Genomic DNA, 26,741 nt, shown 5'->3' with positions numbered 1-26,741 from the left:
TTTGGCGTGATTATTAGCTTTCAAGTTTCAGCTCGTTAGTTAAAAAATGTCGATATATCCTGTTTTTACTAGGATTATCGGCGTTTTTTTGGTCCAATGCTGGATCAATGAGGATTCATAATTAGGATTCGATTTCTAATTCTGTAACTTCATGTATAAAATTGGGTACGGATTGCCTTGTTCATCATGGTCCGTTCTTTTATAAACTTCAAACCCCATCCGCTCATAGAATCCCTTTGCTTGAGGATTTTGTTCGTTAACAGCGACTTCTTCGATCGCGTAATTGGCAATCCCATATTGAATCAACCGTCTCCCCAATCCATGGCCGCGTTGTTCCGGTGTGACAAACAGCATTTCAATCATGTGTTCGGCGATGCCCATGAAAGCAACCGGGATGTTTTGCTCATTTTCGGCAATGATCAGGTGGGGGATTTCATTTAAAGCTGGCTTGATATAGGTCTTTATTTTTTGGATCTCCGTGGCCGATAAAAAGAGGTGGGTTGCCCGAACGGATTTTTCCCATAGGTCTGTTAGTTGGGCGATTAATAATGGTGAGCGTTGTCTGGTTTCGATAATTTTCATGGGATTCTCCTCTAATTTTGTCTGTGAAACAAGCATCATTTGTCGGAATTGGCTTTCATCGGCATCGATGAAGCCGTTTCCGGAAGTGCTTCAAAGTAGGAAGCACAGCGTTCAGCTCCTAAAAGTGGGTGCAACTTATTGATCAAGTTCAGTATACCAAATCGCCCCATCATTTCCTGTCAACTCTTTAAGAAATTGATGGGAAACGATGGGGCGATTTGAGAATAATTTTTAAAAGTTTTCGCTATACTTCCGTTGAAATCCGAATCATATTCCAAGAAAGGGGCGCTAACTCAGCTTTAGCCTGATTCTCTTCAACGGTTACTTGCTTTAGCGGCTCTAAGCCCATCGACTGATCTTCGTTGGTTTGATGGATGTCATAGCCGGCAAATTGGGTGGCGTCGACGACATGATCAAATTTGGCGTTCGAAAGGTTTAGGGTGAAGGGCACCTTATCGGTTGACTTATTGACGATGAAGACGACCGTTTCATGGGTTTCCGGATTGTAAGTGGCAATTGAATCCGTATATGGCACTTCGTAATCCTTGGCCTTGTAAGTTGGCACGTCGGTGTCCGGTTTGAGAGCGATTCCCTGACCGAAGTTGGAAACCTGCATGAATGGGTAGAAGATGGTTTGGTACCAAACCGAGGGATCGCCGGTGGTGTTGGTCATAATTGGCGCGATAACGTTGATTAATTGCGCCAAGCAGCCGATTTTAACCCGGTCAGCGTGCTTTAACAACGTAATCGCAAGACTGCCAACGAGTAAGGCATCTTCAAAGTTGTAATGGTCTTCCAACAAGTGCGGGGCTTGGGTCCAAGGCTTTTGCTTTTTATCATCGCCCATTGAGTGATACCAGACGTTCCATTCGTCAAAGGCCAGGTTGATCTGCTTGGTACTGCGTTTGCGGGCGGCCACCGAATCACAAATTGCCACCACGCCCGTGATGAAGCGATCGAAGTCAACCGACTTGCCTAGGAACTCAGATAAATTATCGTCAAAGTTGTCGTAGTATTGGTGCAGTGACAGGTAATCAACGTCATCAAAGGCGTTATCGAGGACGGTCTCTTCCCAGCTGCCAAACGTTGTGTTTTGATGATTGGAACTTCCGCACGCAACCAGCTCCACGGATGGATCGACTAAGCGCATGGCTTTCGCCGTTTCATGGACCAGGCGGCCGTATTCATGGGCGGTCTTATGGCCAACTTGCCAGTCACCGTCCATTTCGTTACCGACGGACCAAACTTTGATGTTGAAAGGTTTTTCAGCCCCGTTTTTGCGCCGAAGATCACTCCAGTAGGTTCCCTTGGGGAAGTTGCAGTATTCAACGAGATTGCGGGCCTCATCAACGCCACGGGTTCCCAAGTTAACCGCCATATCAGGCTTTGCGTCCACCTTGGTGCACCATTTCATAAATTCATGAAGACCAAACTGATTGGTTTCCAAGCTGCGCCATGCTAAATCCAGGCGTTTGGGCCGCTGATCCTTTGGCCCGATGCCGTCCTCCCAGTTGTAACCGGACACGAAGTTGCCGCCGGGATAGCGAATCAATGGTACTTTCAACTTCTTAACGGCGTCGATCACGTCCTTGCGAAAGCCGTCTTCGTCAGCGGTTGGATGATCTGGCTGGTAAATGCCTTCATAAACGCAACGGCCGAGGTGTTCCGTAAAGGATCCCCAAATTCTGGGGTCGATTTTTGAAATTTGATTGTTAAGGTCAACAGACAACGTTGATTTGATGATGATCAATCCTCCATTCAGTTCTCTATTCAATTCTCTAGTGTTTGTTAATTAAAGCAGCGGTCAGGTTTAGGAATTCAGCCAAACGCGCATTTGCCCATTTTCCCGGTTAGCCCATGCGTAGTATGGAATTAAGGTCATGTCAACCGGAGTATCGGTGGCTGGCTGAGCCGGTTGATAGAGCGATATGCCATCTGGATCGATCTGTTCCCGGTTGGCGGCAACTTTGATGACGCCAACGCCATTTAAGAGCTTGTCATCGTAATGATAACTGGTTTTGGCTTCACTATTCACGTGATACAGCCACAGGGGCGCTTGATTATCAGCCTGTTCGGCAGCGTAGATAATCGGGCCGCGTTGGACCGCGATCTTGCCGAAGTCGGATTCAACCCGATTGCTTGCCCGCATCATTTTCGTACTCATATCTAATTGAAGATCGATGGTCAGTGATTTGGCAGCCACATCCAAATAAATGAAACCTTCTTGAACGGGTAATGACTTGGTAACCCCGCCAATCTTCAAGTCATATTTAGTAGACCAACTTGGAATCCGGATGCCAAGTTTGAAAGTACCATGGTTCGGGTTTGAAATCTGGTAGTGGATATCACCGCTCCAAGGGAAGTGGTTAGTCTGATGAATCTCAATGCCGTCGTTAAAGGTGGCGTCATTTGAAATAAATTGGTGCGATAAGATGGTGTTGCCGTTAACCGTGTAAAGGTACTGATCAACTGACGTGATTAAACGCGCCAAGTTTGCCGGGCAGCAGGCACAGCCAAACCAGTCAGCCCGGTGGGTCAGAACGTGTGAATTACCCGGATTGCCTTTGCTGGCAACGGGATCCGCTTCAAGAGGGTTGACGTAGAAAAAGTGCTTTCCGTCTAGTGCCATCCCACTGAGGGCACCATTAAACAGCTCCTTCTCAAGGATATCACCATATTCACCCTTGGCTTCGATGTTTAACATTTGACGGGCAAAAAATGACATTCCGACTGACGCACAGGTTTCCCCGTACATCGTGTCATTTGGTAAATCATAATCGTAGGTGAACGCTTCGCCAGTCGTCGTTGAACCGATATTGCCGGTGATATACATTCTCCGGTGAACAATGTCATTCCAGAAGCGGTGGCAGGCTTCGAGCAACCCTTTGTCGCCGGTAAATCTAGCGACGTAGGCCATTCCGGTGCAGAGGTAGACGACTCGGACCGCGTGGCCATCAGCGGTTTTCTGATCAACGATGGGTTCCGCAGCTTGGTAGTAAGTCTTGGGCAGGTCACGCATTCCCGGCAGGATTTCATTGTCCCAACCGTCGGCCTTATCCTGCTTGGTAAAGAAGTCAGGATCTTGGCCCCGTTGGTTTAAGAAATAGTGCGCCAAATCAAGATACTTCTTGGTTCCGGTTTGTTCATATAAACGGGACAGCGCCAGTTCAATTTCTGGATGGCCGTCATAGCCGGGAATTTTACCGTCGTCAAGGCCGAAGTGGTTATCAATGCAGTCAGCCATTCTTGTGGCAATTGACAGCGCCTTTTGATTTCCAGTGGCCTGATAGTAGGCAACTCCCGCTTCGATATAGTGGCCCATCGTGTACAATTCATGGGATTGCTGGAGGCGTTTGAATTTCCGTTCCGGGGCATCAATTTGGAAGAATGTTGACAGATAGCCGTCATCATCCTGGGCATCGGCAATCAAATCAATCAGATTGTCGGTGATTTTCTTGAGGTCCGGATTGGGATGATAGCCAAAGGAGTAGGCAGCCGCTTCCAACCACTTATAGACATCAGTATCTTGAAATGGGAATCCGTAATGGTGACCGGTCATTTGACCAGCGGCAATTTTTAAATTGGCAATTGCGTGGCTGTTTTGGTCCCGGCCATTGTTTTGGGGATCCTCGGCAATTGAGATGTTGGCTTCATCGTTCATGACTTTCCATTGATAAGGCAAAACCTCCTTCACAACGAGTTCTCGATAGCGATTCCAAAAATCTGAAGTGACGGCAACGTTTTGTAAATTTATTTTTTCCGCGACATCCATTTATCTCAACCTTTCAGTGTTATTTAGCGAGCAATTATTAGTTTTCCTGAGCAGCTGCGGCAGCTTGTTGCGCGTGGCGTTTGTCAAGATCTGCTTTAACAACTGGTTCGTTTCGTTCGTATTTGAAGTACAGCAACATGATCGCAGCGACAATCGCGTAGATGATCACCGGTAGCCAAACGAAGCAGAAGTGAATTGATGCCAGGGAGGCAGCACTTTGTGACTTGTTGGCGATGAATCCGGCAGCGGCCATGATCTTGGATGGAATAAAGCTCCCCAATCCAGATCCTAATTGGATACAGAATGCTGATCCAACGGCGGTCAGGAAGCCAGAAGCCCGAATGCCCGTCTTCCACTCACCGAAGTCAACGGTATCGGCTAACATGGCAAATGGCATCGCACAAGCAACTGAAGCCCCAAGGGTTCCGATAATCCATGCGGTGATGACTAAGGCAAAGTTGTTACCAACGAAGGCAACCATCATTTGACCAAAGGCACCGACAGCCAGGCCGATTAACATGGTTGCCGTTTTGTTAGTGACTTTTACGATGAATGGGATACAAATTGTTGCGAAGAGGCCTAGAATTCCGACCCCGTTAAAAATGGAAGTTAACTGTTCATTACCAAGATTATACTTGGCGTAGTAAACGGCAATTCCATTTCGATCTGACTGGGCAATCCAGTAGATCACAAATGAAATGACCAGAATGAACCAAGGTTTGTTGCCAACGGTTGCTTTTAAGCTATCTTTAAACGGAATTGATTTCGTAACGGCAACGGTTCGTTCCTTTAAGTGGGAGAATGCATAGAACAACATGATGACGCCAATGACACCAAAGATTGCGGTGACCCACATGAAGCCGACTTTGTCATTTCCCTTCCCGAAGAAGGCAACCAGCGGTAGGGCAAAACTACTGGTGATGAAGGCCCCAATTGATCCGCCGGCCATCCGCCAAGTGTTGGCAGAAATCCGTTCGGTTGGATCAGAAGTTAAACTTGGAAGAATGGCAGTAATCGGTGTTTGAATCCCGGTGTAAATGATTCCGGCAGCCAAGATGTAGGTGACGCCGGCGTAGATTAACTTCGCATTTCCGTGGAGGTTTGGCGCCGTGAATGCTAAGAAGGTCGCCAGTGCGAATGGAATCGCCAACCAAAGGAAGAACGGGCGACTTTGTCCCCATTTAGTGTGGGTATGATCAACGATTGATCCCCAGACTGGGGCACTAATTGCATCGACTACCCGGGCAATTAAGAGAATTAACCCAGCCCCAGCAACCGAGATTTGAAAGACATCGGTGTAAAAATAAAGAATGTAACTTGTAATCGTAACGTACAGCAAATTCCCAGCCATGTCGGTAAAGGAATAGCCAATTTTTTCTGACACCGGCAGTTTAACAGAAGCATGAGTCGTTGATTTTGCGGCTGTTGCGGCGTTTTTTTCTGAACTTTCCATTGTTTACGTCTCCTTATGGTTAAAATCGGAACATAAAATGTTAGCGTAAATCCGTTTCAATGCGGATTGATAACGTTTACATTTAATATGCTAACCGCTTACATTTGTGAAAAAAAGGTCTATAATATTACCAATGGTACCAAAACACGACTTATTATAAATGAGTGGCTGACGGCTTGTACCATATTTATGACAAATGGTATTCATTTGCGACATTTGGTGTTTCAGAATGGGAGACTAACTTATGAAATTCTTTTCGTTCACGCTTAAAAAGCCTGTCCTGTATTATATGGGCGGGGAATTCCAAGTTTCAGAATCATGGAAGCACCGCTCCCTTTACCACAAGGGGGATTATGAAATTATCTTTTGTAATCGGGGACCGATCTACATTCAAGTCGGAACTCAGCAATTTGAGCTGCGACAAAATCAGGTGTTGATTGTCCCGCCATTTACCCACTACTTTGGCTATCGGGAAAATGCTTCGGGCGCCGACTTTTACTGGCTGCACTTTTTCCCACAAGAAAAAGTCACCACTTTTGATGCTGAGGAGAGCGAGGTAATTAGCCGGTTAAAAATGAATACGGCTGGTAAGCACGATGATGTGACGCTGCCGATCATGTTCGACTTACCCGATTATGATGATGCGGTGGTGACGATTCACAAGATTTTGGCAGCCAAAAAGAAAATTACCTACATGGAAAAACGCGACTTTTTAACGTCGGCCTTGCTGATCGAGCTATTTGATTCATACGTCAATCAACATAATCCGGATGGTGACGCTGCCAAAATTGACTACATCAAAGAGTGGATTCGATCACACATGGCCAACACCTTAAACGTTGAAGAAGTTGCCAACTGTGTGAACCTTAACCGCGACTATTTGACCAGAATTTTTAAGCGGCAAACTGGTATGACGGTGCTTCAATACATTAATAAGCAACGGATTGATGTGGCGACAACGCTGCTGGTACGAACCGAAATGTCAATTAAGGAAATTGCCTACAGTTCGTACTTTACGAATCCGAAGATGTTTATGCGCCGGTTTAAGCGAGAAACGGGGCTATCACCCAGTGAGTATCGAAGCCTCTACAGTAATATTCATTTGAACAACACCCATGTCGATCCATTCATTCCGGTTCCATCACGAATTGCCGACACAATTAATGAATCGGTGGATCGCAAACTTACCACTGAATCTAAGAGTCATGAGCCCAAAGCGCCTAATGTCTAATCAGTGGCTATTCACGATGGTGGGTCCGGTTGCCATTGTGATCATCAATTTGTTTGTTCACTAAAGGAAACCGACAAAGGCATCACGCTATCATCAAACGACCATTGCCACTGGGGATGCTGAAGAAGCGCGTGACTTCACGTGGGTGCGCATCGAGACGACGATTGAGCCGATGGATAAGTTGGAAAAACAAACAATAGATGGCTATGATAGCCTTTGTTCTGGGTTCAGAACACCACTTCACCGATCAGTTAACTACTGGTTGGCAGAGTGGCGTTTTTATTTTAGTAAAATGTATATTTGCAATAGAGCGCTGACATGAAAGGTGCCTCTGATAATAATATGAAGTTTGAGCGGCTAGTGCTGACAAATGATTAGAACTTAGGTATCTTAATCTCAGATGTTTTACTAAAAGTCTTGAAAGTGCGACATTCTCTAGTAACATTTATACTGGTTGGAATTGAAAACAATTTCGGTGCCGAACAAGACTGATTTGGAAGGACATAACGCAATGACTAAGATCGCCAAACTTCCGGCCCTCTCAATCCTATCGTTATCATTATTAACGATGGCAACCGGAGCGACAGCTGGGACAATCTCCGAAATTGGCAGAGAATTTACCCAAGCTTCACAAGCAACGGTTGAACTGACCGTGACGATGCCTTCAATGACGATGGCAATCTTTATTATTATCAGCAATTTTCTAATCAAGAAAACCGGCACCAAAAAGGTGATTATCGCCGGCCTCACGCTGGTCTTATTATCCACAATTTTATCGTTAGTTTCGCCAACGATTGGCATGCTGCTGGTTGCCAGAGCGCTTCTTGGCGCTGGAATTGGCCTATTTAATTCGCTGGCGGTTAGCCTCATTGATTACCTGTACCAGGGCCAGATTCGGGAAAAACTCCTGGGCTATCAGAACACGTTTCAGGGCATTGGGGCGACGGTTGGGGCGCTGTTGGTCAGCGGATTGCTGGCGATTTTCAACTGGCGGCTGGCTTTTGCGATCTATTTGATCAGCGTGCCGATTCTGTTCTTAAATTGGCGCTACGTTCCAAACGTTAACTACGCACCTCAGAAATCTCAAGCATCCCCGGCCCATTTGGATGTCAAAATGGCCAAGTCCGCCAAATGGGCGTTTGGCTACTATTTCGGCATTCTCTTCTGCTTAATGGTGGCCTACATGACGATTAACGTAAAAGTGCCGTCGTTGATTGTCGATCAGCATTTAAGCACGCCAGCCGTGGGCTCGATGGCAATTGTGGTGATGTCAATTGGGACGATTATCGGCGGCGCGGCCTACGGAAAGGTGCTGAAACTGCTCGGCAACTATATGATGGCCGTTGTGATTCTACTGATGGTCGCCGCCTTCTTAACAATTGGGTTCGGCGGTCATTTATCAGCGGTACTGGTTGGAACATTTATCGTTGGGGGAAGCTTTGGGCTCTACGTCCCGCTTATTTTCTCGCGGGCACTGTCAATTGTGCCGCCGGCGCGTTCTAACGATGGGTCGACGCTGCTGTTAATTGGGTCGAACTTGGCTAATTTCTTATGCCCCTATATTGATAAGGCCCTGAATCCTGGTCGTGATGAATCCCAGTTGTTCCTGATGGTCGCGATGATTCTTGGGGTGGTGCTGGTCATAGAATTTGTCAAATCAATCCGGGTCCGGGAATCGGTAACCGGGTAATTGAGAGCGTCACTTTGATGCAACAAAATAATGCTATCGTTGAGCTGCTGTGAGCTTCACATTTGATGTGAGTGCATGGCAGCTCTTTTTGGGGATCGTGAGCGGTTAAGAATTTTCCAAAGTCGCCAGTTAGTTACCACCAGTGAATCGTTTCTTCTATAATAGAAGGTAGAAAGAGGTTGATTTCATTGATGGACAATTTGGAATTATTAAGCCAGCTTAATTCGGCGTTTGAAGACTATAACCAAGTAGCGACCAAACAACATCAGGATACCTACCGTGTCCATTTACGAAATGGGGCCGTGATTGTGAGTGCTGATCGCTCGCAAAAGGTCTGGGAGATTCCCGGAGACCTGTTAACGCTCATGAACCGGATTAAGAACAACGCGCAGATTAACGAATGTACAATTGGCACCTTAGCCGATTTAGAAAATATTGAACGCGAGCTTAGGACCGCGAAATATTGATGGCCGAAATGATTTGAAGAGGAAGTGGGCGACAAGATGCGGATTGGATTTGTATCGGACCTCCACATTGACTTTAACCGGCGGTATGATTTTGTGACGGTTTTGACCCAGCTGGTTCACGACATGCGGTTGGATCAACTGGTCATCATGGGGGATTCAGCCAATGGATTGGATCGGAATTTGGCGTTTTATGAGCAACTTCAAAATCAACTGCCAGTTCCATTTTGGACGCTGATTGGCAATCATGATCTGTACGTCAGCGCCCCTCGTGAAAAATCGATCACTGATATTCAACGGGCGTCACGGCACGCCTATCGAGAACTGGATCGTCTGCCAACCGCACTGACCCGTCATCCAATTGTGACAAATCACTGGATGATTACTGGGATCAACGGCTGGTACGATTATACCTTTGCCAAGCACTATGATGAGCGCAAGCTTTCCCGCTACGCCAATAACGTCATCGCCAAACACGTTTGGCCTGACCAGCTGTATATTAATGGCAATCAGATTGACGCCCGTCGTGATCGCGATTGGGTAACCCGGCAGATTTTTGAGTGGCAGCACCAAATCAACGGCATGGTTTTTGGCTCCCGGAAACTATTGGTTGCCAGCCACATGCTGCCAACCAAGCGCCTAGCCCGCCAGATGCCGATCCCATTGTACGATCGCTTCCTCTATCAACTGGGAAGTGAGCGTTATCGGGAGTTGTTTGAAGACAATCACGTCACAATTGCATTGAGCGGCCATTCCCACATGCCGATGAAATTAACGAATCACGGGATCTATTATCAAAATTTATCGTTAGGATACGATTTCCAGTGGCAAAACGCCGCCGACGCATTAGGAGAATTGAAGCGGGTCATGTTTGTGTTGGAGGATTGATTAAATGATGAAGCAACTTGAAACTTGGTACTGTGACGCCGCCTATTTTCTGGCGAAATATCTGCATCTACACCGCAAACACCATTATTAAGGTTTTTAGCGGGGTATGATAAGATGAATGGTGAACTTGAAAGGGGAATTGAACATGCGTCACAATCTATTAGGAACTGTTTTGTTGAGCATGCTGGTTGGCCTTTTTGTCACGGCCATGAGCGTGTCGGCAGCTGCCGGGACGAAACCAGTTCGGGAAACGGCGACCACCGTTAACGCACTGAGCGAGTCAAGGGCGTCGAAGTACTACCGGCTGAACCGGGCAAAAAAGACCAAACTGCGATTCAGCGGTGCGGCCGGCGAGGGGCAGGTCATTCGGCGAATCACTTTGCCGAAGGGCACCGTGGTCACCGATGGCAGCGTCTACGATAATCCACTGATGAACGACACGCCAGACTTAAGCTATTACGTCAAGCGCCACACCTACGCAAAGGGGGCGTATGGAACGGGGTTTCTCCCAGCCATGTTTACGTTTAACAAATCCGGATTGACCCGGATTAAACGGCCGGCATACCTATTTCCAAATCAAACCAACTACTTTTATACCGGCGGTTTGAAGGCGTTTGGCGATGATCAGTATCATAGTAATCTGGTAAAGATCACGACTGACGGATACGTTGAATACTATCGCTATCATCCAGTGACCTTCACCGAGGAAAAGAAGGCGGTGACGTTTGATTACCGCCAGAAGCCAACTTCGTACGTCAAAATTCAAAAGACCCTCAAGAAGGGTGCCAAGACGTATCTGTACTTCAAATCAAATCTGAAGGGCGTCAATGATAAGCACATCCATAAAACGGGGAACTATCGTTATCGTTTGACGATCAATAATCTCCACACGCCGTATTCCAGAATTAACCCAACCGTTAATTTCCGCGTGTACGCAAGCCTGTACACGTTTGGCGGTCAGGCGTACTATTCGATTGCGGCCCTTTAGGATTTTCGATGATTAAGGAGTTTTTAAAATGAAAAAACACATCATAATGGCGTTAGCGCTAGGTTTATTGGTGGGAATGGTTGGTCTCGGTAATCAAACTGGCCAAGCAAAGACAACGTATCGGCGATTATCTCGAGATTTTTACAAGGATGCCAGCGATAGCAACATATTTAGGAACCATTTTTATCGTCTGAACAAGAAGACGACCGTTAAGATTTATTATTCGGCCAAGTCCGATTCACGGACAATCGTTAAAAAGCTCGCGTTGCCAAAGGGAACGGTAATTTTCAGCCTCTATCAGGACTGGAATAGCAAGCATGTGGTGGGAGCCGGTGATTTTTCGGCCGATCTTAGTTATCATTTAAAACGTAAAACGGCAACCAAGGCGGTTTACGGAACCGGCCGGATCAAATTTGATTTTAAATTGCCGACTTCCAGGCTCACCAGAGTTAAACGCCCAGCGTATGCTTTACCGCTTGGAAACGGGACCTTGCTAACTGGGGGTCTCAAAGCAATTTCCGCGCTGCCAACTCGAAAGAGTAACGCGCTGAAGATTACGTCTGACGGGTGGCTGGAATACTACCAGTACCATGGTTACCGCTATCCAGACCCTGATCCGGATAGTTCTGGGAAAATGCTCACCATCCCATATGCGACTAAGCCAAACAGTGCGGTCAAGATTAATAAGGCGCTGACGAAGGGCGCCAACGTCTACCTCTATTCCAGCAAGAAACTGGCTGGGGTTACCCAAAAGAAGGTCCGCACATCCGGTGCCTACAAGTATCGCTTGACGGTTCATAATAACCACACACCGGTTGGGTATGAAGACACGGCCTATGGCAATGATTATGCCGCATCCAGCATCTACACGGTTGGCGGCAAGCCGTTCTATACCGTGGTTGCGCAGGGCGGCGACTAATTGGAAGTGGTTTCAGATTTAATATGCGGTGGGTCCCGTAACTGATCAGCTGTCAAATACAAGGACATGATTCGAATATCCTGATCGCGGATATTGAAATCATGTTTTTTTGTGTCTCTCATGAGCCGAGAAATTGGCGGCGATTGATGGATTGTTGATGTAACCGTGACCATAATTGAACATTTTGAGAAAAGTGTCTCATTGATCAACAGATGAGCCGGTTTACTCCTTTGATTCTGAATGAAACCCTTTAGAATGTTCATTCAGAGACAAAAAGAGGAGTGATTGAAGTGAAACAAGTATTTGATGCGGTTGGATCAAACATCCATCGGCACAGTAAAATTTGGATCAGCGTGATCTTAATTTTAACGATTGGTCTGGCGTTCGGTCTCCCAAAAATCCAGATGAAAATGGGTAATGAGGTCTTTGTCAGCCCAAGTTCGCAGACTTACAAGGATTCTCAGACCTACCAGAAAAAATTTGGTGGTGATTCACTTTATTTGCTGCTGAATGGGTCTCAGTCCGATTTGCTATCTCACGAAACGATGCAGAAAGTTGCAACTTTCGATAAAAAAATCAGTCAAGTCGACAATATCCGTAACACGACTGACGTTGTCAGCAGTCTGAACGATGAGCTGAAGCATGCCGGGACAAGTCAATCGGCTGCTCAATTAAACTTTAATGACGCGAAATTACAGAAGGACTTGATGGCTGAGTTAACGTCTGCTCAAAAGCAAACCATCCAGTCCAAGATGCAGCAGTCATTAACCACTTCCCAGCAAAAGAAAGTTCAGGATTTTTTGCTCAAGCAATTGACGCCAGCCCAGAAGAAACAGATGGCAGCGGCTCAATCACAAAAGCGCCTCTCAAAGCAACAACAACAGGCAATGCTGCAAAAAGCGTTGAGCAACCAGCAGCGGGCCAAATTACAGTCGTATACGATGACGCTGTTAAATCGTCAGCAACAGTCTACGTTGGCAGCCACGGTTGTTCCGATGCTGCCAAAGGTTCAGAACATGTCCACAAAGCTCCTGCGAGATATTTTCTTAAGCGACAATGGCCACGTCCCGAGTGCCATGAAGCAGCTGTTGCCTAAAGATGCCAAGCGGATGCTCATCATCATTAACACGAATCAGAAGTCATCCGACATGAACACCGCGGTTCAAATTAATCATGACGCTGAGGAAGTGATTCACCAGACCGATTTTGGTGGCAATATCAAGACCCGACTTGGCGGCCAACCGGCAATCATGGGGCAGGTCCGAGCAAAAGTGATTACCAGCATGGCTGTCATGCTTGCCCTGGCCGTTGTGTTGATGATCGTCATTCTGTCTTTGATTTTTCCGGTCAGAAAGCGTCTCTTGCCACTGATCTTTGTTCTGGCATGTCTGGTATGGACGTTTGGGTTGATGGGATGGTTAAATATTCCGTTGACGTTGGCAACGATGGCCACTCTGCCAATCATTATTGGCCTTGGGACCGACTTTGGGGTTCAATTTCAGAATCGTTATGAAGAGGAAATCAGGAAGAGCCAGGATCCGCGGCGCGCAATTTCCGTGGCAATTTCAAATATGGGCCCCGCGGTTGGCGTCTCACTGATCGTTATGGTCTTTAGCTTCTTAACGATGTATTTATCAAAGGCCCCATTGATGCAACAATTCGGGTTAACCCTGGCAATTGGCGTGGCCTGCAGTTATGTGGTTGAATTTAGCTTGATGTTCAGCACGCTGTCATTGCTTGATAAGAAGAAAACGGGGGCCAAGCTGGCACCGAAGAAATTGGCTCAGCCATCCCGGCTATCGCTATTTCTCAGTCACTACGCCGAGTGGGTGACGCGCCATGCCGGCGTCATTGTGACGATTGGCGTCATTTTGGCGGGATTGGGCTTCTCGGTTGAAAAATCCATTAATATCGAAACCAATTTTACTAAAATGATTCCCCAAAATATGACGGCCCTTAAAAATACAAAGTACCTTCAAAAACAAATTGGGTCAACGACCTACCTGACCTATTTGGTGGAGGGTCAAAATCAAGATATTCGTGATCAGGATCACCTGAAAACCATTGATCAACTAGGTAAACGAGTGGATGATAAATATGCGGACGTGACTTCGGTTACGAGTTTGCCGGTGGCGTACAAACAATCTGCCGGTTCTCTCAATGATTCCCAGACACAACTAAATACCGGCATCGATAATCTCCCCAGCTCGATGAAACAAACGCTGATTAGTGGCAATCATCATGCGGCAACCATTCAGTTTAAAGTTAGGTCTGGATTATCATCAAAGGATGAACTGAAGCTGATGAACAAAATTAACGATGATATTGGTGGCAAACATCATGGCCTGAAAATATCGCCGGCCGGGGCTCAAGTTATGATGCTGCTCGGCATTCGGAATATGTCGGCTAATCACGAACTCATTATTATTGCCGGCTTAGCGATTATCTTTATCGTGCTCTTCGCGATCTATCGCAATTGGCGGTTGGCCCTTTACCCGGTGATTCCAATTCTTTTGGTATTGGGGCTGTCACCGCTGACGCTGAAACTACTTGGGATCTCCTATAATCCGGTGACAATCGCGTTGAGTTCCTTAGTCCTTGGGATTGGGACCGAGTTTACAATTTTGATTCTTGAACGATACCGAGAGGAACAGATGCGTGGCGTTAGCACTCGCGACGCCATCGTGTCGGCAACTGCATCAGTCGGCCAAGCAATTACAGTTTCGGGTTTGACCGTGATGGGCGGTTTTTCAGCGATTATGTTCTCGAGTTTCCCGGTTCTGAAGTCCTTTGGGCTGATTACCGTACTGGACACTGGCTATTCCTTGATCAGTGCATTGACGATCCTGCCGGCAGTCATTTATCTCCTGCGAAAACGGAAACCAAAAGAAAAGACGGTTAAATCAACCGAAGTGGATGAAAATGAGGATTAATGATTGATTAAATGAACGATAAAGCCGCCAACCGGAAAATCCGTAAAGGATTGCCGGGTAGCGGCTTTATTAGATGGCGCCGTTCAGTTTGTTGATGATATCCGTTAGAAATGATTCCAGTTCCTGAGCGTCAACGGTGGGACTTTGGATCTGTTCTTCGAGAAATCCCATTAAGGTGTTTGCTAAAAAGCTTGTCATGAGTGTGGGCGACGGGGACTGATGGATGAGTTTGACAGTTGGGTCATTTTCATAGGCGGCGGTTTTAGCCCGTTCGTTGAGTAAATTTTCCAAAATTTGGCGAAATTCATCGTAAAACTTACTCTGATTTTCTGGAATCAAATGACGGATGAGATCCAGATTATCCGTGATGAAGTGCGTCACCTGAGTTAAAATAACGGCTTCGCTTGAGTTGGTTCCCGCCAATTCTTCGGATAAATTTCGAATGATGGTATTGGCAAGATCGACCTTGTCACGGAAATATCGGTAGAAAGTGCTTCGGTGGATGAGCGCTTCGTGACAAATGTCAGCAATGGTAATATCGTCAAATCGCTTTGTTTTGAGAAGGGTCAGCATCGCTTGTGAAATATCACGCTGAGTGCGCTGTTGAGATTGGGTTGCAGCCATATATAAGATCCTTTCGTTGTGATAAGACTCTGGAAGCAAGCATACCGCAAGCTGGCAAATTCATAAAGGGTTAGGAGCCAATTCGATAATTGCGATTGAGAAACTGGCAGGATGCCGTAATATTCGAAAAAAAAGAAGCCGGAGCAAAATTTTTGGTTTTGTTCCGGCCTCGCTCGGTTTGTTTTAAATTAGATATACTGACTGTTTGATTTTGGACGATCGTAAGAAATGAAGAAATTAATTTTGTGCCGGTGCTGTTCCATCAGTATCATCATCTTCAGGTGCCAACCGCTTCAAACCGATACCGGTAAAGCCGCTTAACAGTGAGAATACCGGGCACAAAAGGCTGAAGAAGACAAATGGCAGGTACTGCAGAGTTGGTACCCCCAGCGTATTGGCGATGAAGACACCACCAACGCCCCATGGAACCAAGTAGTTCAGGACCGTTCCGCCGTCTTCAAGCACCCGTCCGAGGGCCCGGGATGCTAAGCCGCCATTGTTGAAGGTTTGTTTGAACGCGCGGCCTGGCAGGATAATTGATAAGAACTGTTCGCCAACGAAGATGTTGACGCCGATGCAGGCGCACAGCGCAGCAGTAATTAATTTAGCTGGGCTGGTTAATTTCGTGGCAATTGGCGTCATAACGGCCTTAATCAAGCCGAAGTGTACCAGCAATCCCCCGAGTGACAGGGTTAAGACGATCAGGGCCACCGTGGGCATCATACTGACGATCCCGCCCCGGGAAAGCAACAGGTTCACTTCTGAGTTGGACGTTTTGGCAACGAAGCCGTTAGTGATAATGGTGGCGGCCTTGGTCATGTTAAGGTTCGGCGTATTCATGAACATCATGCCCGCAGAAACGAAAATGTTGAGCAACATGGTTGGAATGGCGGCCATTTTAAACGCCGCGCAGATGAAGACCAAGGCAATTGGAATTAACGCAATGATTGAAATATGAAAGTCGTTGGTCAGAGCAGCAACCGTGGTGTTGATTTTGGCCATGTCGGCGTGGTTGTGGCCCATTCCGAGGGCGCCAAATGCAATGGTTGCGATCGTGGCAGCTGGTAAGGTTGACCATAAGATTGTCTTCATGTGGTCAAATAAATCGGTGTCAACCACGGCAGCAGCCAAGTTGTTGGTTTCTGACAGTGGCGAACACTTATCACCAAACGTTCCGCCAGCAATGATGGCACCGGCTACCAGTGCGGGATTGAAGTTCATCGTAACCCCGATACCAAAGAAGGCAATTCCAACCGTTGAAACCACCGTGAAGCAGCTGCCGACAGCCGCACCAACCAGTGAACAAACCAGAAAGACGGTTGGTAAGAACCACTGGGCGCTAATGGCCTTAAAGCCAATGACCATTAACGTTGGAATGGTGCCGGCGGCGATCCAGGTACTGATCATCGCCCCGATTAAAATGAAAATCACGATGGGGATGATCCCCTTATCAATGCCGTCTTTGATGCCGGTGTTAATGGCGTCCCAAGTAAAGCCCCGCAGTTTGGCCCAAAAGATGGCAACCGTAATGGCTAAGAGAACGGGGACTTGAGGGGAGAGACCGAAGCCGATCACGCCAAAGCCCATAATTGCCAGAATAATAATTAAAACAATTGCTGATTCACCTAAATTTAATTTACCTTTTATCATATTGTTCAACCTCTTCTTCGTTTAAAATTGTTCGACCGTTGTGTTTGATGCCGGTTGATCAATATCGGGCTAACCCGCCGTTGGTTGTTTCATTCATGTTCAACATTCCTCTCTTAGATAACAAAAAATCGCCCCTATCGCATATAATGCAATAGGGACGATTTATACCGTGGTACCACCCAACTTGTGCCTTCACAAAAAGACACCGCTCACTAGAAGATAATGGATTCTAGTTATTAACCATTGTCGTGATATTACGGTATTTCGGCACCCTTACCCTGATTGGCTCGCAGCAACCGCCAACTTCCTGACACCCAGATAAGGACCTACTTGATGTAACTCGACTTTAAATATTATGTTGTGAGTATAGCCTTGTATTTCAAAAAATGCAAGAAAAGTTGCAATATTTGGGTGTACAATATGATTTGGAAATGAATTGAGGCCAATTTGATTGCTTGATTGGTATGAACTGACGAAAGGATGAGATTAAATGGATCAAAAGTTTTTGGATGTTATGAAGCATGAGGGACCCGTTACGATTGTGACAATTAACGCGAACCCCGCTTCAGTTGTGAACACGTGGATGTCGTATGTGACCGTTGACGAGAAGAACAAGCAACTGATTATTCCAGCGGCTGGCATGCACAGTATCGAAGATGACTTCGAAATGGATAATCACGTCACCATCACCGTCGGCAGTAAGGACGTTGAAGGAACGGTCGGCCCTGGAGCTGGTTTCCACATTCATGGAACCGGCGAATTCGCCGATTCTGGCGCCGCATTCGACGCTAAGAAGAAACAGTTCCCGTGGCTGTCACGAATTTTGATTGTGACGATTGATGATATCCAACAGAAAATTTAATTCATAGATCAATCCTGTGGTGGTGACTACCCCATAGGATTTTTTAGTACCTCGGTTTAAGGCTTAAATTTTAATGATCATGTTTGCTAAGTAAACGCCGGTAATAATGATGACGGCCCCAATAATTTGATAGCCACCAAAGTGTTCCCCCAAGAAGAGCACCCCGGCAATAATTGACACGACGGTGGAAATTCCGATGAAGGACGCGGCGCGGTTGACGCCGACTTTGGCGATGGCATAATTTGATACAAATAGTGCAAGGACCGAGCTGCCAATTGCCTGATATAAAACGGCCGTTAAGAAGGCGGTGTCGGTCATTGGTAAAGTGATGAGCGAGGTTAAGTTGTGATTCAGTTTTTCTTCAGTTAAAGCAAGGGTGACAAACACCAGGGCGCCAGCGATTAACATCATGTAGGTGGCCTCGATGCCCGTAAAGTCCACGGCTTTCTCAACGAATACTGTATAGAGGGCGTACGAACAGACCCCTAACAGTAAAAACAAATATCCGATAATTGATAAACTGGTTGTCGCGTTTGAAGCCAAGACGGTGATCAGAACCCCAATTAGGCAATGACCTGCTGGCGACTTGGACGTTTGTGCAGCATGACCGTGGAAGCGATTAGGGCGGCAACCGGAATGCAGGCCAAGAACACGCCGCTTTCTGAAGCGGATGTGTGGCTAATACCGAATGTTTCGCCAATAAAGTAAAGGACCGGGTCAAACAAACTAATGAGGAGGACCGGCATCAGTTTTTTGCCGGAAAAGTTCACGTGAATGACTTTCGTCAAAATTAAGGCGCTCATGACAAGAAACGCAATTAAGAATCGCCAGCCTAAAAGTGCGAGTGGCGTGGCGTCATTCGTCGCGGTTTTCGTGAAAATGTAACTCAATCCATATAGCGCTTCTGATCCAAGTGCCGCGCTGCACCCGAGTATAAGTGATTTCTTTTCCATGATCGGGCTCCTTAGCCATGTTATATTATTAGCCGTTACTAAATATGGTATTGGATAATGGTGGTTAAATCAAGACTGATTAAAACTGGCCCGCGAATTTTGAGTGAATTTGGGGGCGATAAGTTGTGTGTGTTGATCAATGTCTCTTGGGTTCTTAATCAACTAAGTGCGCTACAATTAAAGGGATAGCTCAGTTGTGAAGATGAACAGAATTGGATAAGGAGTGAAAATTAATGAAAGATCATTACGATGTCATTGTTTTTGGCGCTGGCCCAGCGGGGACTGCCGCCGCATTTGGACTGGCGAAATCAAAGTCAGTCTTGGTCATTGAAAATGATTTGTTCGGCGGCACCTGTCCGAACCGGGGCTGTGATCCGAAAAAAATGCTGTATTCAGCGGTTGAAGCTCAGGACCGGGTGGCCCGGATGCAGGGCAACGGCTTGAAATCCGTGCCAACGATTGACTGGCCGCAGTTAATGACCTTTAAGCGCGGGTATACCAGTCAGATCCCTGGCGGCACGCAACGTGGATTGGAAAATGGTGGCATCGACACGTACCATGGGGATGCCGCATTCATTGATGACCACCAGATTCAGGTGGGCGATCAAGTGGTTAGCGCTGATACGTTTATCATTGCCACAGGGCGCAAACCACGGTTAATGGATATTCCTGGAAAAGAATTTTTGAAGACCAGCAATGACTTTTTGGATCTGGATGAATTACCGAAACAGATTACATTTGTTGGCGCCGGGCCGGTTGCCATGGAGTTGGCCAACATTGCCAATAAGGCCGGTGCCGATGTGCGAGTGATTCACCATAATGATCAGCCATTGAAACAGTATCCGAAAAAGTTTGTTGAACTGTTGGTCAAGCAGATGACTGATGAAGGCATTCACTTTGATTTTAATGACGAGGTCGAGGCAGTCACTCAATTAGCTGACGGGTATCAGGTAACGACGCACACTGGCGAATTTGAAACCGATTATGTGGTAGCAGCGGTTGGTCGGGATGCCAACATTTCGAAGCTGCGGCTGGAAAACGGTGGGGTTAATGTAACCCCAAAGGGCATTACGGTGGATGATCATTTGAAAACGACGAATGACAATATCTACGCCATTGGGGATGTCGTCGCCAAATCAGCGCCAAAGTTGACCCCGGTTGCGTCATTTGAGGGCCGATACGTGGCCCAACTGTTGAGTGGTCAAACGACAAGCCCGATTCATTATCCGGTAATTCCAGAAATTTTGTTTGGGGCAACGGAGATTGGCGTGGTCGGCGTTAATGAGCAGCAGGCAACTTCTGAACCGGATCGGTACGCAATTAGCTCACTGGATCTGACCCACTGGTATACCTACAATCGGATAAAGGAAAACGCCGCTCGGGTACTTGTGATTCGGGAAAAACAAACCAAGCGGATTGTTGGATTCAGTATGGTGTCATCAATCAGTGAACATCTTTTGAACGTTTTCAATTTGATTTTAAACTTGAACCTGACTAATGACCAGTTGCAGCAAATGATCTTTGCTTATCCGTCGATTAGTAGTGATTTGCAGTATTTAGTTTAATCAATCGTACCAAGATTTAAGATACAAAATGAGCCGGGCGCCTACTTCGAGTTTGGAGTGGGTGCCCGGCTCATTTATCGGGTCACGAAATTCAGTTGATTAGACCGTTTTCATATGTTTGTTTGAGTTAATTGGCATCGTGACGCCGTTTAGTGATGGCACCAAGGCCTAAACTACCAAGCAATAAAGCCCCAATTGCGGACATGATCATACTTTGGCGGCGATTGATGTTTGTCTGTGGGAGTTTCCCCGTCTTGGAAATCGTTGGAACACCGGTGCTCGATGCGCTGGAACGCGGTTTGGTGAAGATGCGGTTGACTGTTTGAGTCTGCTTCTTAACGATCTTAGGAGACTTTGGCCGCTCTTTGTTACCAGTTGGTTCGGGTTTGTCTGGCGTTCCAATAGTATGAGATTTATTCGGCTTCGAAGGGGTTGTTGGCGTACTTGGAGTCGTCGGTGTGGTTGGTGGATTCGGTGTACTTGGTGTAACCGGAGTAGCTGGTGTATTTGGTGTAACTGGGGTAACCGGCGTCACTGGTGTGTTTGGATTGTCCGGTGTGACTGGCGTGTCAGGGTTAATTGGCGTGTTTGAATGATAGGTATTCGTCAGGGTTACCAGACCATTCTTAACGGGTTGCTGGCCAGTCGTGGTGGACGTGTACCCATCAGGTACTTTGGTTTCGGCAACTGTATAGCGGATTGGGTTATCGCTGGCATCGTTTTGCTGAAGATTGCTAAAGGTGCCGGTATAGTGATTGGCACTATTCAAGGTGAGCGTCTTGTCTGTGGCGCTGCCATTTGCGTAGAGTTTAACCGTGATGCTTGGGGTGGTGACATCACTTGGGACGTCCAACCACTGTTTCTTAACAGTCACATTAGTTGTTGTTGGCGTGGGTTTTGGTGTTGGTACATACTTGTTGGTTAATGTGACAACGCCATCCTTTGGCGTTTGCTGGCCAGTTGTGACCTGCTGATAGTGAGGTGAACCTTTAAATTGGTCGGCTGGTTCTTCAACGGTATAGGTAATCGTCTTGCCATTCTTATCCGTGGTTGGCAAATCATCGAAGGTGGAGATGTAGTTGTCATCTTTATCCAAGGTGACCGTTTTACCGGTGTTGGTCCCGTTTTGGTACAAGTCGGCTTTCACGGCGGGAGCAGTGGTATTCTTCGGCATGTCTTGCCATTGTTTCTTGACGGTTATATTAGTCGTTTTCGGCACGTACGTGTTGGTTAATGTGACATGGTTATCTTTATCGAGGCTCTGCGGCTCAGTTGGGCCTTGAAAATCTGTGAGTTTGGAACTTTCACCGACCGTATAGCTAATTAATTTGCCGTTTGAATCGTATTTACTGAGATTGCTGAACTTTCCAGAATAGTTGTTAGCTTCATCCAAGGTGACATATTCACCGGTTGGCTTGTTATTCTCGTATAACTCGGCTTGGACTGACGGAGTTTTACCTTGAAGGGCATCAGGAACGTTAACCCATTTTTTATTGACACTGATCGAATAGGTTGATCCACCACCATTACCATTGCCGCCAAGGTCAAGGCTTCCATTGGCAGTTCCAGTCTTATCTGAAATACCGCCGCCAGTAGTGCCGTCCGTTCCGACAATTTTAATTTGATTATTAAGCGTGATCCCCGAACCGGTTTGTAGGTAATCATTATCAGTTACTTTTGCAAGATAACGAACGCTAATCGACTGTGTTAGCGTGCCGTGCCATTTAATCTGAAAGGACGGTGGGTTGGTATCCGTTGGTAAGAAAGATACCTTATAATTCGATTTGGGAACGGCGGTGCTACTGCTATCGTTGTATTGAATCAAGAGAGTTTGGGGAAGAAATGATTGTTTGTCTGTATCTTGAAACGTATCCGTAATTGTCGGATTGACAAGTTCATGTTTATTATCATTAATCAGAGAGTCCCACTCAACATAGCGATATCGGCCTTCACTGTTTTTTGAGTAGTCATCATTATTAGTCGGCCATGAACCGTCCCACGCATAGCCGTTTTTAGCAATGGTGGGTTTGCCGGAGCCACCACTGTTTGGATTTGTGCCGACAACTGGGAAGTTAATTGTACCCGTTCGGTCATTTTGATTGGTTTGATAATAAGTGTTAAATGTGATTGTTCCATAGTTCTTGCCAGCGTCGGCTTTAAATGTTCCAATCACGGTTTTACCATCGGCAGCAAAGATGTCAAAGCTTTGGGAATAGTGAAACTTTGTATTTGCCGGTAGGGTAAGTGTGGCAGTATCTCCTGGTTTTACTGATACGCCATTTTTAATTGAATACTTATAAGTCAACTGGCGGGAAGTATACTCATCCCAATTCTTAGAATCGTTTGGATCCACCTTATTGCCGTTATAGGTGGCATCATTTCCAGAAATCCCCGTGATTTCATTGGTGATATCTGCTGCATGGGCGGGCTGTGTTTGATAGCAGAGCCCCATCAGAAAAGCGGCCACCAAGATAATCACGGTTAACCATTTCCATAAATGTGGACTTTGGTCTTGATTAATCTGTTTAATCATAAAATAGGTTCCTTCTTTGTTCAAATATATACTAACCCTATTGTATATCAGTTTAAGCATAATATCATCCGAAAATAATATTCATTAATAATATAATGAGCGCGTTATGATACATTGTTTTTTTATAAAATTGTAAATAAAAAAGCCTATGAAGACGCCGTTATGTCCTCGTGGGCCGTTGATTTATTGTAAAAAGTTTTCATAAGTTGTTGTTTTCAACATTGCCATCTGCTCCGTTAGTCCTAATAACTTTAAAGTTACTTGTGGTAGGCAAATTGAGAGGGATCGCTGGTAACTTTTAAGCCATGTCACTTGGTTGGCAAACAATCGGTTAGCCGCGCCAGGGGTGCTTTCGTTCACCAGCCAGAGCTTACCGGCTGTTTGGGCAGACTTCGCCAATAAGCTGATGGCAATCAGGTTGCCGGAATCATTTACCAGCAAACTGGGGATGTCAGAAACGAGTTCGGGCAATAACAAAGCCTGCCAGTCATGGGTTGAAACGGTGGCCGGGGATAACGAGGGATGGTTATCTCGGTAGGCTTGCCAACTCATCGTCAGCAATTGAGACAGGAGCTCGGGATGGTTGAGAGCCTCACTGACTGTCAATTCCTGAGTCGATGTGGGGAAGTTCTGAGTCGTGATGCTCAGCCCGTCCGGATTCAGAGTTGCACAGTGGACTTTATCCATCAGCGTGAATCCTTGTTGGTGGAGCCACTGGTTAAAATCGTGCTGCGGGTCGTAGTCGCTGGTAACAAGGTGTTTATCAGAGAACTTGCCCGCCAGTTTGGTGAGATCATCCAGAATCCGGTGAAATAAGAAATGCCGATCCATCGCTTTGGGATCGACGTAAACCGCAAAGAACAAAATGTTTGGCCAGAGACGGTTATGCCAAAAAACCGACGTTCCATCAATTGATCCGTGGGGATGGTAAACCTTAACATTATCAGGATAGCGCTGCATCGCCCAAAAGATTTCCCGATCGTCTGGCGGCTGGGGGATAAAAAAGCTTTTTGTTGGTAGTTGGATTGTCATTGACCATTCTCCGATTCATTAAGATTGACGTTCTTGATTATACGCCTTGAGAGCCGCCCCGGTTCTTGAAGCCGGTTCGTTTTGAGCGGCCTGCGGAATTCCGGAAAACAGAATTTGCCCGCCGTAAATGCCGGCGTCCGGGCCAACGTCGATTAACCAGTCCGCCTGACTGATGACCTCGAGATTGTGTTCAACGATGATCAGCGTGTTGCCCGCGTTGACCAGTTCGTCAAACAAGGTCAGCAGTTTGGCCACATCTTTCATGTGCAGCCCGGCAGTGGGTTCATCCAGCAGGTAAACGGTCCCGGTTTTATTTAACTGAACTGCTAACTTGAGGCGCTGCAGTTCCCCGCCGGACAGGGTGGTGAGCGGTTGGCCCAAGGTTAAGTAGTCAAGACCGACCTTTTGCATGTTCATTAATTTATGATGAATTTCGGCAACGTCGGTAAAGAATGGGATGGCGGCCTCAATTGGCATGGTCAGCACCTCATTGATGTCCTTACCATGGTATTTGTAACTCAGCGCCTCGTCATTGTAACGCTTGCCGTGGCACATTTCACATTCTTGAACGACCGGGTCCATGAACGCCATGTTGGTGATCGTGACTCCCTTTCCTTTACAGCGTGGGCAGGCACCCTTGCCGTTGTAGCTGAACAGGCGGGTACCGACGCCGTTTGCCTTCGCAAATAACTTCCGAATATCATCGAGAATGTTCAAGTACGTGACCGGCGTCGAGCGAATGTTCGTGCCAATCGCCCCCTGAGCTAAATCAATGTACGGGACGGTTAACTTTGACCGTAATGCATCGACCAACGAACTTTTTCCGGAACCGGCAACGCCCGAAATGACGGTCTCAATCCCTAAAGGTACTTTAACGCTCACGTCTTTTAAGTTGTGGGTCGTCACGTGATTGAGAGAAATGGCGGAATCGGCCGATCTCGGCTGCCGATAAGTGAGTGGTTGCTTGAGATAGTGCCCCGTCAAGGTATCCGAATTTAGTAGATCTTGGTACGTTCCGGTGAAGGTCACTTGACCACCGCCGCGGCCGGCTTTGGGGCCAATTTCAACCACGTAGTCGGCAATGGGGATTAATTCGGGATTGTGTTCAACCACGATGATCGTGTTGCCTTTATTTTTGAGATTAATGAGCGCGTTTTTAATCAGCTGAATGTCATGGGGATGCAGGCCAACGCTGGGCTCATCTAAAATGTAAACCATGTCGACAAGCGCGCTGGTCAAAAATTTGGCAATCTTAATCCGCTGGGTTTCCCCGCCGGAAAGCGTCTCAGTGCTGCGATCCAGTGTCAGATAACCAAGCCCAATATCGATGAGCGATTGGATCTTAATCGCAACTTCACGGATGACGTCACTGACTAGCGGTACCTGAATGCTGTGAAGAAACTTCAGAGCGGAGATGAGATCCATTGAAAGAACGTCAGCGATATTTCGACCGTTAATCTTACAGGTGAGGACTTCCGGTCGTAAGCGCGTGCCGCCGCAATCTGGGCAGGGACGGCGGGTAACAATCTTTGCGAGCGCTTCTTGGTGGTGCTGGGCCTCTTTTTTACCAATGATTGACCGGCGAATCCGGGGAATGACGCCCTCATACAGTGCAGTTCGCGGCCACTTTTCCGGGGCGTTGTGAAGCCGCTGTTGGGGCGCGTATAAAAGTAGGTCCAGCTGTTTTTTAGAATAGTCTTTGATTGGTTTGTCGTTATCGAACAGTCCGCTGTAGGCATATCGCCGCCAACGCCACGTGTCCGGGCCAAAACTCACGAAAGTAATGGCCCCCTGATTCAGTGATTTGTTTGGATCAATGAGGGCCTTGGCGTCAATATCATCAACGTAGCCGAGCCCCTGACAAGTTGGGCACATTCCCTGTGGTAAATTAAAGGAGAACGTGTCCGAATAGCCGACAAATGGTTTGCCAGCTCTTGAAAATAGGAGGCGAATCAGCGAATAAATGCCGGTATAGGTGGCCAACGTTGACCGCGCGTTTTTTCCAATTCGTTTTTGTTCAACGACAATGGCGACTGGCAAGTGGTCAATCTGCTTAACGTGCGGTTGCCCGTATTTAGGCAGGTACTGCTGGGTAAAGCTGGGGAAGGTTTCATTCAGCTCCCGGCGCGAAGTTGCCGCAATGGTATCAAAAACCAGCGACGACTTTCCGGAACCGGAGAGACCGGCAAATACGGTGATGGCGTACTTGGGAATCTTAAGGCTGACATGCTTCAAATTGTTTTGCGTGGCATCGTGAATTTCAATTGCACCTCGTTCAAACATTTAACGAAGACCTCCTAATAGTCATTGATTAATCATGGGGCTAGGTATCAATTCTAGCATATTGATCCTGATGAGCGGAAAGATTCCCAGGATAATTGCGAGACTGAAACGATTAATAGCCTCCGTGTAAATAATGTAAGGAAAAATAACATTTATTTTAATAAATATAAGAATGACAGCGATTTACACCTAATTAACTAACGTAAATCGCAAAAAATGTCATTAAACCTCACATTCGGTCCGGGCTGTGATATGATAAACCCATTCAAATGAGAAATTGTCTAATCATTAATCTTAACTAGCTCTTATTTTTGCAGGA

General features: G+C 46.7%; 20 protein-coding genes. 9 read left to right on the top strand and 11 right to left on the bottom strand.

Annotation, left to right across the window (positions count from 1 at the left end; all coding sequences use genetic code 11):
- Positions 1-135 precede the first annotated feature (135 nt).
- From FD47_RS07575 to FD47_RS07560, 4 genes are all read right to left on the bottom strand, one after another.
- Positions 136-582 carry a GNAT family N-acetyltransferase gene (locus FD47_RS07575; RefSeq protein ID WP_054734480.1) on the bottom strand — a complete coding sequence of 149 codons (447 nt, stop codon included), beginning with the start codon at positions 580-582 and terminating at the stop codon, positions 136-138.
- A gap of 244 nt (positions 583-826) precedes the next feature.
- The gene (arfA, locus tag FD47_RS07570; RefSeq protein WP_054734485.1) at positions 827-2,323 is read right to left on the bottom strand and encodes an arabinosylfuranosidase ArfA; all 1,497 of its coding nucleotides are present in this window, start codon (positions 2,321-2,323) and stop codon (positions 827-829) included.
- Between the two features lie 69 nt (positions 2,324-2,392).
- Entirely contained in the window at positions 2,393-4,354 is a 1,962-nt protein-coding gene (locus FD47_RS07565) for a glycoside hydrolase family 127 protein (protein WP_054734478.1), read from the bottom strand.
- A gap of 37 nt (positions 4,355-4,391) precedes the next feature.
- Complete coding sequence (locus tag FD47_RS07560; protein WP_054734475.1) at positions 4,392-5,807, bottom strand: glycoside-pentoside-hexuronide (GPH):cation symporter; 1,416 nt, start codon at positions 5,805-5,807, stop codon at positions 4,392-4,394.
- Positions 5,808-6,051: 244 nt separating this feature from the next.
- Here FD47_RS07560 and FD47_RS07555 point away from each other — a divergent pair, with 244 nt between their 5' ends.
- The 7 genes from FD47_RS07555 to FD47_RS07525 all read left to right on the top strand — a co-directional run bounded on the left by FD47_RS07555 (position 6,052) and on the right by FD47_RS07525 (position 14,920).
- On the top strand, positions 6,052-7,038 hold the full coding sequence (locus FD47_RS07555) for a helix-turn-helix domain-containing protein (RefSeq protein WP_054734471.1): 987 nt from the start codon (positions 6,052-6,054) through the stop codon (positions 7,036-7,038).
- 511 nt (positions 7,039-7,549) lie between these two features.
- Positions 7,550-8,728, top strand: coding sequence for an MFS transporter (locus tag FD47_RS07550; RefSeq protein ID WP_056980401.1), 1,179 nt, complete (start codon positions 7,550-7,552; stop codon positions 8,726-8,728).
- A 191-nt stretch (positions 8,729-8,919) separates the two neighbouring features.
- A complete protein-coding gene (locus FD47_RS07545) occupies positions 8,920-9,195 on the top strand; it encodes a hypothetical protein (RefSeq protein ID WP_054734482.1) in 276 nt (91 codons plus the stop codon).
- A gap of 36 nt (positions 9,196-9,231) precedes the next feature.
- Entirely contained in the window at positions 9,232-10,080 is an 849-nt protein-coding gene (locus tag FD47_RS07540) for a metallophosphoesterase (RefSeq protein WP_054734464.1), read from the top strand.
- Positions 10,081-10,225: 145 nt separating this feature from the next.
- Positions 10,226-11,068 carry a hypothetical protein gene (locus FD47_RS07535; protein ID WP_225352843.1) on the top strand — a complete coding sequence of 281 codons (843 nt, stop codon included), beginning with the start codon at positions 10,226-10,228 and terminating at the stop codon, positions 11,066-11,068.
- 28 nt (positions 11,069-11,096) lie between these two features.
- A complete protein-coding gene (locus tag FD47_RS07530; protein ID WP_054734458.1) occupies positions 11,097-11,987 on the top strand; it encodes a hypothetical protein in 891 nt (296 codons plus the stop codon).
- 290 nt (positions 11,988-12,277) lie between these two features.
- On the top strand, positions 12,278-14,920 hold the full coding sequence (locus FD47_RS07525; RefSeq protein WP_056980399.1) for an efflux RND transporter permease subunit: 2,643 nt from the start codon (positions 12,278-12,280) through the stop codon (positions 14,918-14,920).
- A 69-nt stretch (positions 14,921-14,989) separates the two neighbouring features.
- Here the strand turns inward: FD47_RS07525 and FD47_RS07520 are convergent, their stop codons facing one another.
- A complete protein-coding gene (locus FD47_RS07520; RefSeq protein ID WP_054734452.1) occupies positions 14,990-15,544 on the bottom strand; it encodes a TetR/AcrR family transcriptional regulator in 555 nt (184 codons plus the stop codon).
- 237 nt (positions 15,545-15,781) lie between these two features.
- Positions 15,782-17,194, bottom strand: a complete 1,413-nt coding sequence (nhaC, locus tag FD47_RS07515) for a Na+/H+ antiporter NhaC (RefSeq protein WP_054734449.1) — start codon at positions 17,192-17,194, stop codon at positions 15,782-15,784.
- Between the two features lie 490 nt (positions 17,195-17,684).
- Between nhaC and FD47_RS07510 the strand changes: the two genes are divergently transcribed.
- Positions 17,685-18,056 (top strand): hypothetical protein, encoded by a 372-nt coding sequence (locus FD47_RS07510; protein ID WP_054734446.1) that lies wholly within the window; start codon positions 17,685-17,687, stop codon positions 18,054-18,056.
- 63 nt (positions 18,057-18,119) lie between these two features.
- On the opposite strand, the gene FD47_RS16180 is transcribed toward FD47_RS07510, so the two are convergent.
- Positions 18,120-18,599 carry a DMT family transporter gene (locus FD47_RS16180; RefSeq protein WP_404820072.1) on the bottom strand — a complete coding sequence of 160 codons (480 nt, stop codon included), beginning with the start codon at positions 18,597-18,599 and terminating at the stop codon, positions 18,120-18,122.
- Between the two features lie 20 nt (positions 18,600-18,619).
- Positions 18,620-19,009, bottom strand: coding sequence for a DMT family transporter (locus FD47_RS16175; RefSeq protein WP_404820071.1), 390 nt, complete (start codon positions 19,007-19,009; stop codon positions 18,620-18,622).
- Positions 19,010-19,242: 233 nt separating this feature from the next.
- Between FD47_RS16175 and FD47_RS07500 the strand changes: the two genes are divergently transcribed.
- Positions 19,243-20,574, top strand: a complete 1,332-nt coding sequence (locus FD47_RS07500; RefSeq protein ID WP_054734441.1) for a dihydrolipoyl dehydrogenase family protein — start codon at positions 19,243-19,245, stop codon at positions 20,572-20,574.
- 127 nt (positions 20,575-20,701) lie between these two features.
- Here the strand turns inward: FD47_RS07500 and FD47_RS07495 are convergent, their stop codons facing one another.
- The 3 genes from FD47_RS07495 to FD47_RS07485 all read right to left on the bottom strand — a co-directional run bounded on the left by FD47_RS07495 (position 20,702) and on the right by FD47_RS07485 (position 26,422).
- Positions 20,702-23,107: a Cna B-type domain-containing protein gene (locus tag FD47_RS07495; protein WP_054734436.1), complete on the bottom strand. Its 2,406-nt coding sequence runs from the start codon at positions 23,105-23,107 to the stop codon at positions 20,702-20,704.
- A gap of 183 nt (positions 23,108-23,290) precedes the next feature.
- The gene (locus tag FD47_RS07490) at positions 23,291-24,139 is read right to left on the bottom strand and encodes a hypothetical protein (RefSeq protein WP_056980397.1); all 849 of its coding nucleotides are present in this window, start codon (positions 24,137-24,139) and stop codon (positions 23,291-23,293) included.
- Positions 24,140-24,157: 18 nt separating this feature from the next.
- Positions 24,158-26,422, bottom strand: a complete 2,265-nt coding sequence (locus FD47_RS07485) for an ATP-binding cassette domain-containing protein (RefSeq protein WP_056980395.1) — start codon at positions 26,420-26,422, stop codon at positions 24,158-24,160.
- Positions 26,423-26,741: the final 319 nt, after the last annotated feature.

It is taken from the genome of Lentilactobacillus parafarraginis DSM 18390 = JCM 14109 (assembly GCF_001435895.1).
Classification (GTDB): Bacteria; Bacillota; Bacilli; order Lactobacillales; family Lactobacillaceae; genus Lentilactobacillus; species Lentilactobacillus parafarraginis.
This window is presented reverse-complemented; position numbering and strand designations above follow the sequence as displayed.